The organism is Streptomyces sp. NPDC014006 (assembly GCF_043088925.1).
Lineage (GTDB): Bacteria > Actinomycetota > Actinomycetes > Streptomycetales > Streptomycetaceae > Streptomyces.
On the sequence record NZ_JBICAJ010000002.1, the window covers coordinates 257,482 to 271,557 of the forward strand.

The following is a 14,076-nucleotide window of genomic DNA, read 5'->3' on the forward strand; positions in this document are numbered from 1 at the left end:
AGCCGGCTGTGCTGATCAGCAGTGTTTACGACGTCCTTAACCTACGGTTACGTAACCTACGGACTCGTAGCCTACGATTCCGTAAGTTCCGGCGCCGCACCGCCGGAGGCTTCCGCTCCGTTACGTCCCCCTGGAGTACCCGTGACTGTTACCTCGTCCCACCTCGGCAGTTCCGCCGCCTGGACCGACGCCCGGCTGCTGTACGCACTCGAGGAAGTGGTCGAGAAGGAACTGAACCGGCATCTGCAGGTCGCCAAGGACTGGATGCCCCACGAGTACGTGCCATGGAGCGACGGCCGCAACTTCCCCGGCTACTTCGAGGACGGCGAGGCCTGGGACAAGGAGCAGTCCAAGGTCACCGAGATCGGCCGCATCGCGCTCGTGGTGAACCTCCTGACGGAGGACAACCTGCCGAGCTACCACCACGAGATCGCCACGCTCTTCGGCCGGGACGGCGCCTGGGGCACCTGGGTGCACCGCTGGACCGCCGAGGAGGGCCGGCACGGCATCGTGATGCGGGACTACCTGCTCGCCTCGCGCGCGGTGGACCCGGACAAGCTGGAGCAGTTCCGCATGGCGCACATGAGCGAGGGCTTCGAGTCCGACAACCGGCACTCGATGCTGCACTCGGTCGCCTACGTCGCCTTCCAGGAGCTGGCCACCCGCATCTCGCACCGCAACACGGGCCACCAGTCCGGTGACCCGGTGTGCGACCGCATGCTGGCGCGCATCGCGACCGACGAGAACCTGCACATGATCTTCTACCGCAACCTGCTCAAGGCGGCCTTCGAGATAGCGCCTGACCTCACCATGCAGGCGGTGCGGGACGTGGTGGTCAACTTCCGCATGCCCGGCCACAGCATCCCCGGCTTCGAGCGGGCAGCGGCGCAGATGGCGATCGGCGGCGTGTACAACCTGCGCATCCACCACGACGACGTGCTCCAGCCCGTGCTGCGCCACCTGAAGGTACTGGAGATCGACGGCCTCGGCCCCGAGGGCCTGCAGGCCCAGGAGGAACTCGGCCTCTACATGGGCGGCCTGAACGACGAGGCGACGAAGTTCGACGAGAAGCTGGCGGCGCGCCGGGCGCGGCTGGCAGCCCGCGCGGGCGCCTGACGCTCGGCGCGACCGGCGAGCCGGCAGGCGCCGGGTCGCCGGTCGCCGGCGCCCCGTGCGGAGCGGTCCGGCGTCGTCGGCGGGCGCCCGCATCCGGTGCCGGGCGGTGTCCGAGGCCGGCGCCGGCCGGTGCGCACGCCCCGTACGGGCCACCGGAATTGCCCGTGCGAGGCCGGGCCGGCCTGCGGCATCATGCCCCGCATGAGGGACAACGGCAGAGCGGCGCGGACGGTCGGATTTCTTCTCGGGCTGACCGACGAGGAAACCGCCGAACGCGTCCGGTCACGCATCGGCCTGCCTAGCCAGGAGGACCCCGTAGCGCTGCGCCGCCGGCTGGCCCGCCCCTGGCAGTGGCCGGGCCGGCTGCCGGCCTCGGTGGCGCTGTGGATGCTGGAGCAGGACGACCCCGACCTCAACGTCACGGTGTGGCGGTACCTCACCACCGACTCCGGCCTGCGCCGGGCCGTCTGCCGCGGCGTCCCGTTCGGACCCGGCCGTACCGAGCCGCTGCCGCCGCCCCCGACGCTGGCCGGCGAAGAGCCCGAGGTGCCCGAGAGCTACGTCCACCACGGGCTAGTCGGTTCCCTGCGCCGCGCCACCGCCATGAAGACCGCACGCGCGGCCGCTTCGATGGTGCTCACCCGCGATGACTGGCGGACGGTCACCGCGGCGGACGCCGAGCGCCCGCTGCCCGGTTACGCCCGCTGGGCCCTGTCCGTACGCCCCGACTGTCCGCCGGCGCTGCGCGCCCGGTTCGGCAGTCACGCCAAGTTCACTCACCGGGTGCGGCAGGCAGGCGTGTTCGACGGGCCGGCCGACTACGCCACGGCCCACGGGCCCGCCGTGGACGTCCTCGACCTGCTGTCCCTCGGCCCCTGCGCGTTCCCGGCCCGCGCCCGGGCCGCCGAGGACGCACTGCGTCCGCTCGTCCAGGACCACTTGGGCCGGCGGGAGGACGCCTGGGCGGTGCTGGCGCAACTGGTCGAGACGTTCCACGGCACCGTGCCCGAACTGGTGATGACGGCCGGCGCCATCGCCTGAATCCCCTCGGCCCCGAAAGGGGGCGGGGCGGCTGGATTCGAACCAGCGTGTTCCGGTTTTGGAGACCAGCGCGCCTGCCTCTGCGCTACGGCCCCGCCTTGAGAGCGCAGCGTAATGCCTTGGCCCGCTGTCAGTGGTGCCTGCTACCAATGAGGCAGTGCGACGACGCGGGAACAGCACGGCACGGGGGGCGCCATGGGTTACGAGGCATACGGAGAGCGGGCACCGGGGCGTGCCGTGGTGGTCGACCTGGCCGACCGCCGGGCACTCGAGCGGTACCGTCCGGCGGATCCGCTCGTGATCGAGGAGGCCCAGCGGCTGAAGGAGGCCGCGCTGCTGGACTTCGGCCTGACGCAGTCGGCGGTGGCGTCGTGGCTGTACGCGAAGTGCCCGCACCAGATCGCGACGACGGCGGTGGACACGGCGGCGGTGGTCGCCTCCGGCGACGGCACCTGTCTGCTGCTGTACAACCCGGAGTTCTTCGCCGGACTCGGCCTGGACGGCGTGAAGTTCGTGCTGTTCCACGAGGCGCGCCACCTGGTGCACCGGCATCTGCTCGCCGATCCGGAGCTGCGCGAGGACCCGGTGTTCACGCTGGCCGCCGAGGTCGCCATCAACCATGTGGCGCTGATCCGTCTCGACCGCACGGAGCTGCCCCTGCTCGACGGCCGGCCGACGGGCGTCGACCCACGGCGGGTCCACGACGCCTACGTCGCCGACCTCGGCGAGCACAGCCGGGAGCCGGTGTCCTACGAGGAGTTCACCGAGACGGACATGCGGGTGTACGGCGAGCTGAAGCGCATGCACCGGCCGCCGGTTCCGCAGCCGGTGTGTCCGCATCTGGTGGCCGGTCTCGTCCCGGCCGACCAGGCGACCGTCGACGAGGTGACCTCCTCCGCCCTGCTCAACTCCCTGCTGGCGGCGCGCCGGGGGCACACGGGCGCGGAGCGGGAGCTGCTGGACCTGATGAGCCGCACCTCGGACGGCTCGGTGCGGGCCGCGAAGATCTGGGGGACGCTCGGCGCGGGGGCGCTGCGCGGTGAGACCATGCGCACGCGGACGGTGCACTGGTGGCAGCGCTGGCTGGCCGACGTGCTGGGCTCCAAGCTCAGGGAGGGCGAGCGGCTGGTGTACCCGAAGAAGCGGGGCGCCCTGCTGGCGGCGCTCGGGCAGGAGCCGATGCTGGCCCGGCGCGGCCCGGTCCGTGAGAAGGTCCTCGTCATCGCCTACGACACGTCCGGCTCCATGCCGGACCAAGTGATCCGGTGGCTGACGGAACTGGTGGGCCGGATCGACGGGGTGGAGGCGCACTGGCTGTCCTTTGACGCGGTGGTGATGCCGTTCAGGCCGGGCGAGCGGGTGTACGGCGGTGGGGGTACCAGCTTCCAGGCGGTCGCCGACTATGTGGAGGGGCGCACGGAGGTGAACGGCCGCCGGTTCGACGTCTCGCCGGACGCGGTCGTCGTCCTCACCGACGGCTACGCGCCGCCGATCACGCCCGCCGAGCCGGACAAATGGATCTGGCTGATCACCGAGGGCGGCCGTGAGTGGCCCGAGACGCACACGCCTGCGATGGCCTGCCATCGCGTCACGACGGGAACGCGGTAGATGACAGTGCACACGGGGCGGCAGACGCAGGTCACGGCGCCCGGCGGCGGGCGCATCGAGGAGCCCTCGCGTCTGGAGGCGTTCATCGACGCGATGATCGAGCTGGGGCAGACCGGGCAGATCTTCGGCGAGCACGGCATCGGCAAGACGGCGACGTTCTTCTCACACCTCACCCGGGCCCACTCGGACACGGCGCTGGTCTATGTGCCGGCGGCCAATCTGACGCCGGACGACCTGCTCGTCAACGCGCCCGTGCGTGATCCTCGCACCGGTGAACTGGTGCTGCGGCAGCTGGTGATGAGCCAGCTCAAGCCGGACCGGCCGTTCGTGCTGCTGATCGACGACTCGCTGCAGGCGGGCGACACCATCCAGTCGCAGCTGATGCAGATCGCCTGCAACTGGACGCTGGGCGAGCACGATCTGCGGGCCCTGGGCTGTGTCGGCGTGTTCCTCACCGACAACGAGTCCCTCGCGGAGACCTCGGCCAGGCGCGGTGACCTGGCGCTGCTGGACCGCATGGTGACGATGCGGATCACGGCGAACGACACCTCCTGGCAGCGGCATCTGGCGGCAAAGTACCGGCCGTGGGACCTGCGCCCGGTGTTCTCGCTGTGGGCGTCGCTCTCCCCCACCCTGCGCGAGCTGTTGTCGCCGCGCACACTGGACAACGTCCTGGCCAACGCCCGCGAGGGCTTCCCGCTGCGCTGGGGCCTGCCACTGCTGGACGGTGCGCGCCTGCGGCTGGCCGAGCCCGGCCCGGACGGCCGGCCCGGACCTGACCGCACGGCGGAGATCCTGGACCGCCTCGCCGGGGCGCTCGGCGTGCCCGATCCGGCCCGGATTCCCGACCCGGTCCGGCAGGTGGTGCGCGCCGCGCTGCGCAACCGCTGGACGGTGCTGCTGCAGGGCCCGCCCGGCTGCGGCAAGACGGAGGTGGTGCGCGAGACGTTGCGTGAGGGGCTGGGCCGGGAGCCGCTGTACTTCTCCCTGCCGGTGACGAACGTCGAGGATCTGTGCGCGCCGGTGCCGTCGCCGGACGGCACGCTGGACAATCTGCTCGCCGCGCCGTTCACCGGGCCGGAGCCCAAGGCGATCGTGTGGGACGAGTACAACCGGCCCAAGGACCGGGCCGCGTTCGCCAAGCTGATGGAGATCACACAGGAGTGGTCGCTGGCCGGGCGGCGGATCGAGCACCTGCGGGCGCAGATAGCCGTGCAGAACCCGCCGTACCACCTGGGCCGCAAGCTGCTCGTGTCCCGGAACAACATCGCCCAGGCGAGCCGGTTCACCGTGTCGCTGGAGGTGGAGCCCGAGGACATCCCGGCGAACGAGTGGCTCATCGACCGGTACGGCGCGGACGCCGAGACGGTGCTGGAGTGGTGGAAGCACGACATCGACGACGACGGCCGCGCCTGGATCACCAAGCGCACGCTGGAGCGGCTGATCAAGCTGCACCGGCGGGGGCTGCCGCTGGAGATGGCGACGGTCTACCTCGGGGACGGCGAGTACGCGCCCGTGCCGCTCACCGGGCTGATCGACCGGTTCCGGGGCCGGCCGGTGACCGGGCTGCGGGAGCTGGCCCGTGACGTGGACGCCTGGGAGGCCCGGCTGCGCCGTGCCGCCGAGCAGTCGGCGGAGGGGGACGACGACAGTGACGTGGTCCACCAGATCCTGGCCAATGCGGAGCTGTCCCAGCTGAAGAGGCACCGTGCGGCGGTGGCCCGCCTGGTGGCACTGCTCCCGGCGAAGCTGCGGGCGACGTATCTGGTGGGGACGTCGCAGAAGCAGCAGCGGTTCTGGACGGAGGTGTTCATGGCGATGCGCAAAGGCTAGGCCCATCGTCCCGCGGGCGGGGCGCTGGCCTGGGCGTCGGGGTCGCCGTCCTGCGACGCGGCGCGGTGGACGCTGCGGACGGCGGCGACGTCGGCCGGGACCGGCAGGGGCGGGACGTGCGCGCTCAGGGCGTCCAGGCGGCGTTTGACGCTCGCGGCGATGCCGCGGCCGAGGACGAAGCGGGTGGCCGTGACCGCCCGGGGTGCGGTGTCGAGGAGGCGGTGGGCCTCACGGCTGCGCAGACCGGTGTGGGTCAGGACGAGACGGCTGAGGCGGTGCTCGGCGCCCGCCAGGGCCTCGGCGATCGTCTCGGTGGCGGTCAGGTCGAGCCGGTTGTCCACCGCGCCGAGGACGGCCGCCGCGCGCACCCGGCCGAGGTCGAGGAGGGTGACTCCGGCCCCGACGGCCGCCGTGACCAGCCGGGCGGCCGCATGAGGCCCGATACCGTTGCTGGCGACGGAGAGCCGGGTGAGACGCGCGTGCGGTGCCCGCTCCAGCGCGTCGGCGAGCCGCAGCGCGCCCGTATCCCCCAACCCGGCGGCTGACACGTACAGTTCGTCCAGTGCTCCGGCGGTGATCAGCGCGGCGAGGGGTTCGGCGCCGGCCTGGCCGAGGGGGTTGCCGCCGACGAACAGCCGCTCGATGCGCCGCCCGTGGTCGGCGGCTGCGAGCAGCGCGTCCGCGAGCACGGTCGCGCCGGCCGCATCGAGGCCGGTCTGGACGAGATCGAGGGTGCGCAACTTGCGGGCAGCCTCTAGGAGTTCGGCGGCCGCGCGGCCGCCGCCGCTGCCCAGCGGGTTGCGTTTCAGCCAGACGCCGGTGACGACCTGCGGCGAGGCGCGCAGGTTGTCGGCGATCCGGCAGGCGCCGCCCGCGGTGATGCCGTTGCAGCCGAGGTAGAGCGTTTCGACGTCCCTGCTCTTCTCGGCCACGGCGGCGGCGCCGTCGTCGCCGAGGGCGTCCGTGCCGAGCAGCAGGTGGCGTACCGGGGAGGGCCCGTCGCCCTGTGCTTCGGCGATCAGGGCGGCGCCGCGGGCGCCCAGTGCCTGCTTGCACAGGTCGAGCCGGCCGTCGGGCAGGGCGGTGCCGGCCGCGAAGTCCAGCCGCTCCCCCGCCGGGCGACCGGCGCGCAGCCAGTCCAGCAGCGGGGCGAGGTCGGCGAGCGGGCGCGGCGCCACGGGCGGCACGCCGGCGAAACCGCCGTGTTCGTCGGGGGACCCGGTCACCACGCCGCCTCCTGGTAGTCCTTGAGGAACACGCCCGACACCGGGTCGCCGGCCTCGCCGCGCACGATCGGGTCGTAGACACGGGCCGCGCCGTCCACGATGTCCAGCGGGGTGCGGAAGCCGGCGCCGGCCATGCGGGCCTTCTTGGGGGCCGGGTTCTCGTCGGTGATCCAGCCGGTGTCGACGGCGCACATGTGCACGCCTCGGTCGGCGAGTTCGGCGGCGCTGGTGCGGGTGAGCATGTTCAGCGCGGCCTTGGCCATGTTGGTGTGCGGGTGGCCGGCGGTCTTGTTGCGGACGGCGAACCGGCCCTCGACGGCGGTGACGTTGACGATGTAGCGGCGGGGGTGCGACGAGGCGAGCAGCAGGGGCAGCAGGCGGTCGCAGAGCAGCGCGGGTGCGAGCGCGTTGACGAGCTGGGTCTCCAGCACCTCCGCCGGATCGAGCCCGCCGAGCCGCGCCGACCAGGAGTTCTCTGGTGACGGGTCGGGCAGCAGTCCGGCCTCGTCGGCCTCCCGCAGGGCGGCGGGCAGCGCGGAGACGGACCCGCCGAGCATGCGCATCGGGGTGAACCCCGGCGCCGGGCGGGCGCCCTCGGGCAGGGCGTCGTACTCCGCGCCGGCCAGCAGCGCGTACGACTCGGGGGGCCGGCGGACGGTCTGGGCGGCGTTGTTGACGAGGACGTCCAGCGGCTCGCCGTCCTGCCGCAGTTCCTCACACAGGCCCAGCACCTGGCGCGGATCGCGCAGGTCGACGGCGAGGACGGTGAACCGCTGCCACCAGGTCTCGCTGCCCGGCGCGCCCCGGAAGCGGCGCACGGTGTCGTGCGGGAAGCGGGAGGTGACCAGCACATGGGCGCCGTCTCGGAGCATCATCAGCGCAAGCTGGAAGCCGATCTTGACACGGCCGCCGGTGATCAGCGCCCGGCGGCCGGTGAGGTCGGTGCTCAGGGCGCGGCGCCGGGTGTGGTCGGCCGCGCAGTGCGGGCACAGCCGGTGGTAGAAGGAGTCGACCTGCCGATATGCCGACTTGCAGACATAGCAGTGGCGTGGTGTGCGGAAGACCCCGCCGGTGCCGGGCGCGACCAGGGGCGCGTCCTCGCGGCGGTCCGTGGCGCCGGTGGCGGTGGCGGCCATGACGGCGGCGTCGGCGGCCGACTTCTCCTCGCCGCGTGCCTTGCGGCGCCGCAGCCGGCCGTCGCGGGCGAAGGAGGCGGCGACCTGCTCGGCCCGCAGCCGGACGGGATCGTCGACGGGCAGGGCGCGCAGCTTGCCCACCACCTGGTGGAAGGCCGCCAGCTCCGCCTGGGTGACCGTCTCGGCCGCCTCGTTCATGTCCCCGCCCCGTGTCCGTGCCCGGCAGTGGTCCCGACCGGATTCGAACCGGCGTATCCGCCTTGCAAAGGCGGCGAGTCTGCCTCTGCTCTACGGGACCTCGCACGCGTCCGGACGACCGGATTCGAACCGGCGTGTACGCCGGTGCATGGCGTGCGACTGCCTCTGCGCTACATCCGGGCGCGCCCGAGGATCTTAGCGGTACGGCCCCCCGCGAGCCGTACCGGTTTTCGATTCCCGCGACGGGGGCGTGCAGGGTGGTGACCGGCCGGGCCGGTCACGGGGCGGTGCGGCGCAGGGCCTGGCGTTCCTTCTCGGACAGGCCGCCCCAGACGCCGAAGCGCTCGTCGTGCTCCAGGGCGTGGTCCAGGCAGGCGGAGCGGATCGGGCACAGGGCGCAGATCTGCTTGGCCTCGCGGACGGAGCTGCCGGGCTCGGGGAAGAAGAAGTCGCCTCCGGTCTGCGCGCACAGCGCCTCCTCCTGCCAGGCGAGGTCGGGCATGTCGATCGTCTCGATGTACATGGCCGTGAGCGTGCCGGGCGGCGCAAAACGTTCGATCAACGCCGGATCAACGCCTCCCCGGGCTTCCGGCCACCCGATGATGCCCCCGCCACCGGTGGCGCGCACGGCGGCGCGCGGGACGGTGTTGCGGCGGCGATTGTCAGTGGCCGGTGCAAGACTCGGCAGAGCAGACAACGGGACCTTCGAAGGAGGGTGACGATGCTCACCACCCGTTTCGTCAACGGCGCTCCGAACTGGCTCGACGTCGGCACGGCCGACATCGAGGGCGCCACGCGCTTCTACGGCGCCCTCTTCGGCTGGCGGTTCCAGTCGGCGGGCCCCGACGCCGGCGGCTACGGCTTCTTCCAGCTGGACGGAAAGACCGTGGCCGGCGGTATGCAGGTCGCACCGGAGCAGGGCCCGCCGGCCTGGACGGTGTATTTCCGCAGCGGGAACGCCGAGGACACCGTGAAGGCCGCCGAGCAGGCGCACGGCAGCGTGCCGTTCCGGCCCATGGACGTGATGGGCGAGGGCACCATGGCCGTCCTCGCCGACCCGGCCGGGGCCCGGTTCGGCATCTGGCAGCCGGGCCGTACGAAAGGCGTCGACGTGGCCGGTGACAGCCGTTCACTGACCTGGGTCGAGCTGTACACGGCGGACATCGCCGCGGCGGCCGCCTTCTACCACTCGGTGCTGGGCCTGGAGACCTCGGCGGTGCCCTTCCCCGGCGGCACGTACACCTGCGTCAATCCGGCCGAGGGCGGCGAGGACGCCATGTTCGGCGGGATCGTCGCCCTGGCGGACGACCCGGCGGAGACGGAGGCGCACTGGCTGCCGTACTTCGAGGTGCCCGACGTGGACACGGTCGTCGCCACGGCGGAGCAGCTGGGCGGCACGGTCCGGGTGCCGGCCATGGACGTGGAGGGCGTCGGCCGGATGGCCCGGCTCGCCGATCCGTACGGGGCCCGGTTCGCAGTGATCAAGAGCGCCCCGCGGCAGGAGTGACGGCCCGCGCCGCGCTCCCGTGAACGCCGGGCCTGCCTACGCCGACGCGCGGCGCACCAGGGTCGTGGGCAGCACCACGCCGGGCGGCTCGCCCAGCGCGCCGTGCTGCGCCGCGGCACCGTCGCCGTCCAGGCCGCCCAGCAGCAGGCGGGCCATGAGCCGGCCCATCTCCTCGATGTCCTGACGGACCGTGGTCAGCGGTGGGTCGGTCTGCTCGGCGACGGTGACCATGTCGTCGAAGCCGATGACGGCGACGTCGTCGGGGACGCGCCGCCCGTGCTCGCGCAGGACGCGCAGCGCGCCGGCGGCGCTGAGGTCGTTGCCCGCGAAGACGGCGTCCAGGTCGGGGCGGCGGTGCAGCAGCGTGCGCATGGCGCGCTCGCCGCCGGCCGCGGTGAAGTCTCCCTCGGCGATCAGGGACGGGTCGGGGTCGCCCAGGGCGTCCCGGTACCCGTCGAGCCGGTCCGCCGCCGACGTCTGGTCCAGGGGGCCGGTGATGTGGGCGACGCGGCCGCGGCCGAGGGCGAGGAGATGGCGGACGGCCTCGCGGGCGCCGCCCCGGTTGTCGCTGTCGACGTAGGAGGCGCTGCGGTCGCCGTCGCGCCAGCCCGGGCGGCCGCCGAACACCGTGGGGACGCCGGCGTCGTGGATCAGGCCGGGCAGCGGGTCGTCGAGGTGCAGCGAGAAGACGAGCGCCCCGTCGACATGGCCGCCGGCGAGGTACCGGGCGACGCGCGCGTGGTCGTCGCGTCCCTCGGTGAGAAGCAGGACGAGCTGGTTGTCGTGGGCGGTCAGCTCCCGGCTGATGCCGCGTAGTTGCAGCGCGAAGAAGGGGTCGGCGAAGACGCGGGTCTCGGGCTCGGCGATGACGACGGCGACGGCCTCGTGCCGCCGGGTCACCAGGCTGCGGGCGGCCTGGTTGGGGACGTAGCCGAGTTCGTCGACGACGCGCCGGACCCGCTCCACGAGGTGCGGTCTGACTCCGTCCCCGCCGTTGACCACCCGGGACACCGTCGCCCGGGACACACCGGCCCGGGCGGCGACGGCCTCCAGCGTGGGGCGCGGGACTGTCTGGGTCACGTCGGGCTCCTCGGCGGCGGGGTGCGGCCCAGGATAGCCCGGGTGGCCTGCGTCGGCGGAGGGTGCGCCTGCCCTGCCCCGTCCGGCTCGGCGAGGCAGGCCGGGGCGGTGCGCCCGCCTCGGCCCGGCCGCCGGCACGTGTGTCCCGGGGGACTTGAGCTCGTTGATCAGCCCCTCGACGGTGTTCCCTCCTTGCTTCCCTCGTTGCAGAGGTCGGCGTCGTGGCTGACGGGTCCACCGGGACTGCGACGGAGCCCTTCCCCTGACCCGGCCCTGAGCGTGTGCGCCCTGCGCCCCGATCGCCCCTGAGCGGTCCCCGACCCGACCGGAAAAGCCCTGACGGGGTCACCACATGGGCGACAGTGCACCTACCGTGACGACGGTGCCCCGGCCGGGTCCGCACGCCTCACGCAACCGCTCTCTTCACGAGGAGGATCCATGCCGTTCAGAGGCAGATCCGCACTGCGGCGCATCGCCGCGCGGGGCACGGCCATGGCCGTGGGGGCCGCCATGGCCGTCCTCACCGGCCTCGCCGCCGCTCCCGCGGTCCACGCGTCGCCGTCTCCCACCGGGGCCCTGCGGTGGGCACCGTGTGACGACCCGGCAAACCCGGGAGCCGAGTGCGCCACTCTTTCGGTGCCGGTCGACTGGGCCCACCCGGACGGGCCGAGACTCGGCCTGGCCGTGGCCCGCCGCAAGGCCACCGCCGCCGGCGCACGCGTCGGCTCGATGGTGTTCGGCCCAGGTGGGCCGGGCGACTCGGGTGTGGAGATGGTGGTGCGCCGTATCAGCCGGTTCAGCCCCGAGGCCCGCCGCAGGTTCGACATCGTCAGCTTCGACCCGCGCGGCGTGGGCGGCAGCAACCCGGTGACCTGCTCCGGCGACCTGCTGGCCGAGCGGCCGTCACCGGAGCTGCAGAGCCAGGCGGACTTCGACGCCACCAAGGCGTACAACAGGCGGCTCCGTGCCGACTGCCGGGCCCGTACCGGTCCCGTGTTCGACCACCTTGACACCGCCCAGACAGTCCGGGACCTGGACGCCCTCCGGGCCGCCCTCGGCGAGCGGAAACTGACCTTCCACGGCAGCTCGTACGGCACGCTGCTCGGCGCGCAGTACGCCGAGACCTACCCGCGCCGCGTGCGCGCGATGGTGCTGGAGAGCGTCATGGACCACAGCGTCCCGACCACCCGTGACTTCCTGCGGTCCGCGGCGGCCACGGCAGAGGATTCGTTCCAGGAGTTCGTGAAGTGGTGCCACGGTGCCGCGGACTGCGCGCTGCACGGCCGTGACGTCCGCGCCGTCTGGCAGGGCTTGTTGGCGCAGTCCGGGCGCGGCGAGCTGGAGGACCCGGCGAAGCCGGGCACCTCGCTGTCGTCCTCGGATCTGGTCAACAAGATCGCGTTCCGGAAGTTCTACCAGGCCGACTTCGCGGGCCTGGCCACGGCGATCGCGGGGATGGACGCGAGCAAGCCGCTGCCCGCGTCGCCCACCTCGACAGCGCCGCTGCATCCGGCCACCCCGGTGTTCTGCTCGGACTGGCACCTGCCGGTGCGCGACTACCAGGAGTACGCCTCACTCGTCGCCATGATGAACATCACCGCCCCAGACCTGCCCTATCTGCTGCCGATCCACATGGCAGCGGCGTGTCTGGGCGCATCGACCGCCAACCCGCAGCACCGCCTGGACGCACAAGGCGCCCCGCCGATCCTGCTGTCCAACGCGCTGCACGACCCCGCCACCGGCTATCCGTGGGCGGTCTCGGTGGCCTGGCAGCTCGGCCGCAGCGGCGTGCTCCTCACCTACGCCGGCCAGGGGCACGGCAGCGTCACCAGCGGCCCATGCATGGAGGACGCCGTGGACAGCTACCTCACCGATCTGGCAGTCCCACCACGGGGCACCATCTGCCCCGCCGTGCCGTCCTGACAGCTTGCCGATCCGGATCCGCCTGGAAGGCGGATCCGGTAGGACGACGATCGTGAAGCGCAGGCAACTCACCGAAAGCCGGCGAAAGGTGATGCGATCTGTTGCAAGCAGCCGACTGACCACCACATCGCACAGACGCTAGGACGGTGTGCCGGTCTCGTCCGTCGGTTGTGGGCGACGGGCGCGGCTCGGCTGGACCCGCTTGGGCTCGCCGGGCATCTTCGGGTACTCGGGCGGGTAGGGCAGGTCGCCGAGGCCGTGGTCGTGTTCGTCCTTCGTCGCCAGGTCGAGCAGCGCCTGGAGGGAGTAGCGGTGGTCGTCCATGTCGGCGTGGACGTCGCCGAGTTCGGCGAAGCGGGCCGGCATCGTCACGAGGTCGAAGTCGCGCGGGTGGGCGACACCGACCTCCTCCCAGCGCAGGGGTGCGGAGACGGGGGCGTGCGGGCGGGGCCGTACGGAGTAGGCGGAGGCGATGGTGCGGTCGCGGGCGGTCTGGTTGTAGTCGATGAAGATGCGCTCGCCGCGCTCCTCCTTCCACCACTTGATGGTGACCTGCTCGGGCATCCGGCGCTCCATCTCCCGGCCCACGGCGATCGCGGCGCGGCGCACCTGGGTGAAGGTCCAGCGCGGTTCGATGGGCACGAAGACGTGCAGGCCGCGGCCGCCGGAGGTCTTCGGGAAGCCGCGCAGTCCGCCGAACTCGTCGAGGACGGCGCGCAGTTCGTGGGCGGCGCGGGCGGCGTCGTCGTAGTCGGTGCCGGGCTGCGGATCGAGGTCGATGCGCAGTTCGTCGGGGCGGTCGACGTCGTCGCGGCGTACCGGCCAGGGGTGGAAGGTGAGCGTGCCGTACTGGGCGGCCCACAGCACGGCGGCCTCCTCCGTGGGGCACATCTCGTCGGCGCTGCGGCCGCTGGGGAAGGTGATGTGGGCGGTGGGGATCCAGTCCGGCATGTTCTTGGGGGCGCGTTTCTGGTAGAACCACTCGCCGGTCACGCCGTCCGGGTAGCGCTCGAGTGTGGTGGGCCGGTTGCGCAGGGCGCGCAGGATGCCGGGGCCGACGGCCTGGTAGTAGCGGGCGAGGTCCAGCTTGGTGAAGCCGCGCTCCGGGAAGAAGACCTTGCCGGGGTTGGACAGCCGTACGGTCCTGCCGCCCGCTTCGAGTTCCACCGCGTCACCCATGCGGCCACGGTAGGCGCAGCCCGCAAACTTCGCATACCGGATGAATCACCTGGCCGGATGGTGCACCCGGCCGAAGGTGCACGACGTGCAGTCGGAGAAGGACCGGGCGAGGGTGGCGAAGAGGCGGTCGATCCAGGCCCTGTCGTTTGGATCACCCCGGCGTCGCGGGGTCTGGCACGCACTCCCCCGAGCTCTTCAGGAAGTCGTCGCGGCCGGCCATGCCACCCAG

11 protein-coding genes and 3 tRNA genes are annotated in these 14,076 nt (G+C 72.7%); 6 read left to right on the top strand and 8 right to left on the bottom strand.

What is annotated here, in order from left to right; all coding sequences use genetic code 11:
* The first annotated feature begins 141 nt into the window (after positions 1-141).
* Positions 142-1,116, top strand: a complete 975-nt coding sequence (locus ACF1GV_RS07645) for an acyl-ACP desaturase (RefSeq protein WP_391678936.1) — start codon at positions 142-144, stop codon at positions 1,114-1,116.
* A gap of 201 nt (positions 1,117-1,317) precedes the next feature.
* Positions 1,318-2,157 (top strand): hypothetical protein, encoded by an 840-nt coding sequence (locus ACF1GV_RS07650; protein WP_391678938.1) that lies wholly within the window; start codon positions 1,318-1,320, stop codon positions 2,155-2,157.
* 21 nt (positions 2,158-2,178) lie between these two features.
* On the opposite strand, the gene ACF1GV_RS07655 is transcribed toward ACF1GV_RS07650, so the two are convergent.
* A tRNA-Trp gene (locus ACF1GV_RS07655) sits at positions 2,179-2,254 on the bottom strand.
* Positions 2,255-2,352: 98 nt separating this feature from the next.
* On the opposite strand from ACF1GV_RS07655, the gene ACF1GV_RS07660 reads away from it, so the two are divergent.
* Positions 2,353-3,765 carry a hypothetical protein gene (locus ACF1GV_RS07660; RefSeq protein WP_391678940.1) on the top strand — a complete coding sequence of 471 codons (1,413 nt, stop codon included), beginning with the start codon at positions 2,353-2,355 and terminating at the stop codon, positions 3,763-3,765.
* Positions 3,766-5,598: an AAA family ATPase gene (locus ACF1GV_RS07665; protein ID WP_391678942.1), complete on the top strand. Its 1,833-nt coding sequence runs from the start codon at positions 3,766-3,768 to the stop codon at positions 5,596-5,598. It abuts the gene before it with no gap.
* Here ACF1GV_RS07665 and ACF1GV_RS07670 read toward each other — a convergent pair.
* The 5 genes from ACF1GV_RS07670 to ACF1GV_RS07690 form a co-directional block, all read right to left on the bottom strand.
* Positions 5,595-6,827 carry a ribonuclease inhibitor gene (locus ACF1GV_RS07670; RefSeq protein ID WP_391678944.1) on the bottom strand — a complete coding sequence of 411 codons (1,233 nt, stop codon included), beginning with the start codon at positions 6,825-6,827 and terminating at the stop codon, positions 5,595-5,597. The two genes, ACF1GV_RS07665 and ACF1GV_RS07670, sit on opposite strands and share 4 nt — an antisense overlap.
* The gene (locus ACF1GV_RS07675) at positions 6,821-8,158 is read right to left on the bottom strand and encodes an SDR family NAD(P)-dependent oxidoreductase (protein WP_391678947.1); all 1,338 of its coding nucleotides are present in this window, start codon (positions 8,156-8,158) and stop codon (positions 6,821-6,823) included. Before ACF1GV_RS07675 ends, ACF1GV_RS07670 begins: the two co-directional genes overlap by 7 nt.
* A gap of 28 nt (positions 8,159-8,186) precedes the next feature.
* Positions 8,187-8,258, bottom strand: a tRNA-Ala gene (locus ACF1GV_RS07680).
* A 9-nt stretch (positions 8,259-8,267) separates the two neighbouring features.
* A tRNA-Cys gene (locus ACF1GV_RS07685) sits at positions 8,268-8,338 on the bottom strand.
* 97 nt (positions 8,339-8,435) lie between these two features.
* The gene (locus tag ACF1GV_RS07690) at positions 8,436-8,681 is read right to left on the bottom strand and encodes a WhiB family transcriptional regulator (RefSeq protein ID WP_391678948.1); all 246 of its coding nucleotides are present in this window, start codon (positions 8,679-8,681) and stop codon (positions 8,436-8,438) included.
* Positions 8,682-8,879: 198 nt separating this feature from the next.
* Here ACF1GV_RS07690 and ACF1GV_RS07695 point away from each other — a divergent pair, with 198 nt between their 5' ends.
* Positions 8,880-9,665: a VOC family protein gene (locus tag ACF1GV_RS07695; protein ID WP_391678951.1), complete on the top strand. Its 786-nt coding sequence runs from the start codon at positions 8,880-8,882 to the stop codon at positions 9,663-9,665.
* Between the two features lie 36 nt (positions 9,666-9,701).
* Here the strand turns inward: ACF1GV_RS07695 and ACF1GV_RS07700 are convergent, their stop codons facing one another.
* Positions 9,702-10,745 carry a LacI family DNA-binding transcriptional regulator gene (locus tag ACF1GV_RS07700; protein ID WP_391678954.1) on the bottom strand — a complete coding sequence of 348 codons (1,044 nt, stop codon included), beginning with the start codon at positions 10,743-10,745 and terminating at the stop codon, positions 9,702-9,704.
* Between the two features lie 438 nt (positions 10,746-11,183).
* Between ACF1GV_RS07700 and ACF1GV_RS07705 the strand changes: the two genes are divergently transcribed.
* On the top strand, positions 11,184-12,668 hold the full coding sequence (locus ACF1GV_RS07705) for an alpha/beta hydrolase (protein WP_391678956.1): 1,485 nt from the start codon (positions 11,184-11,186) through the stop codon (positions 12,666-12,668).
* 138 nt (positions 12,669-12,806) lie between these two features.
* Here ACF1GV_RS07705 and ligD read toward each other — a convergent pair whose 3' ends face one another.
* Positions 12,807-13,847 (bottom strand): non-homologous end-joining DNA ligase, encoded by a 1,041-nt coding sequence (gene ligD, locus ACF1GV_RS07710; protein WP_391678959.1) that lies wholly within the window; start codon positions 13,845-13,847, stop codon positions 12,807-12,809.
* Positions 13,848-14,076: the final 229 nt, after the last annotated feature.

Coding starts and splice junctions, on each gene's coding strand:
- ACF1GV_RS07650 (WP_391678938.1), top strand. CDS start 1,318: ATGAGGGACAACGGCAGAGCGGCGCGGACGGTCGGATTTCTTCTCGGG.
- ACF1GV_RS07660 (WP_391678940.1), top strand. CDS start 2,353: ATGGGTTACGAGGCATACGGAGAGCGGGCACCGGGGCGTGCCGTGGTG.
- ACF1GV_RS07665 (WP_391678942.1), top strand. CDS start 3,766: ATGACAGTGCACACGGGGCGGCAGACGCAGGTCACGGCGCCCGGCGGC.
- ACF1GV_RS07675 (WP_391678947.1), bottom strand. CDS start 8,158: ATGAACGAGGCGGCCGAGACGGTCACCCAGGCGGAGCTGGCGGCCTTC.
- ACF1GV_RS07690 (WP_391678948.1), bottom strand. CDS start 8,681: ATGTACATCGAGACGATCGACATGCCCGACCTCGCCTGGCAGGAGGAG.
- ACF1GV_RS07695 (WP_391678951.1), top strand. CDS start 8,880: ATGCTCACCACCCGTTTCGTCAACGGCGCTCCGAACTGGCTCGACGTC.
- ACF1GV_RS07705 (WP_391678956.1), top strand. CDS start 11,184: ATGCCGTTCAGAGGCAGATCCGCACTGCGGCGCATCGCCGCGCGGGGC.
- ligD (WP_391678959.1), bottom strand. CDS start 13,847: ATGGGTGACGCGGTGGAACTCGAAGCGGGCGGCAGGACCGTACGGCTG.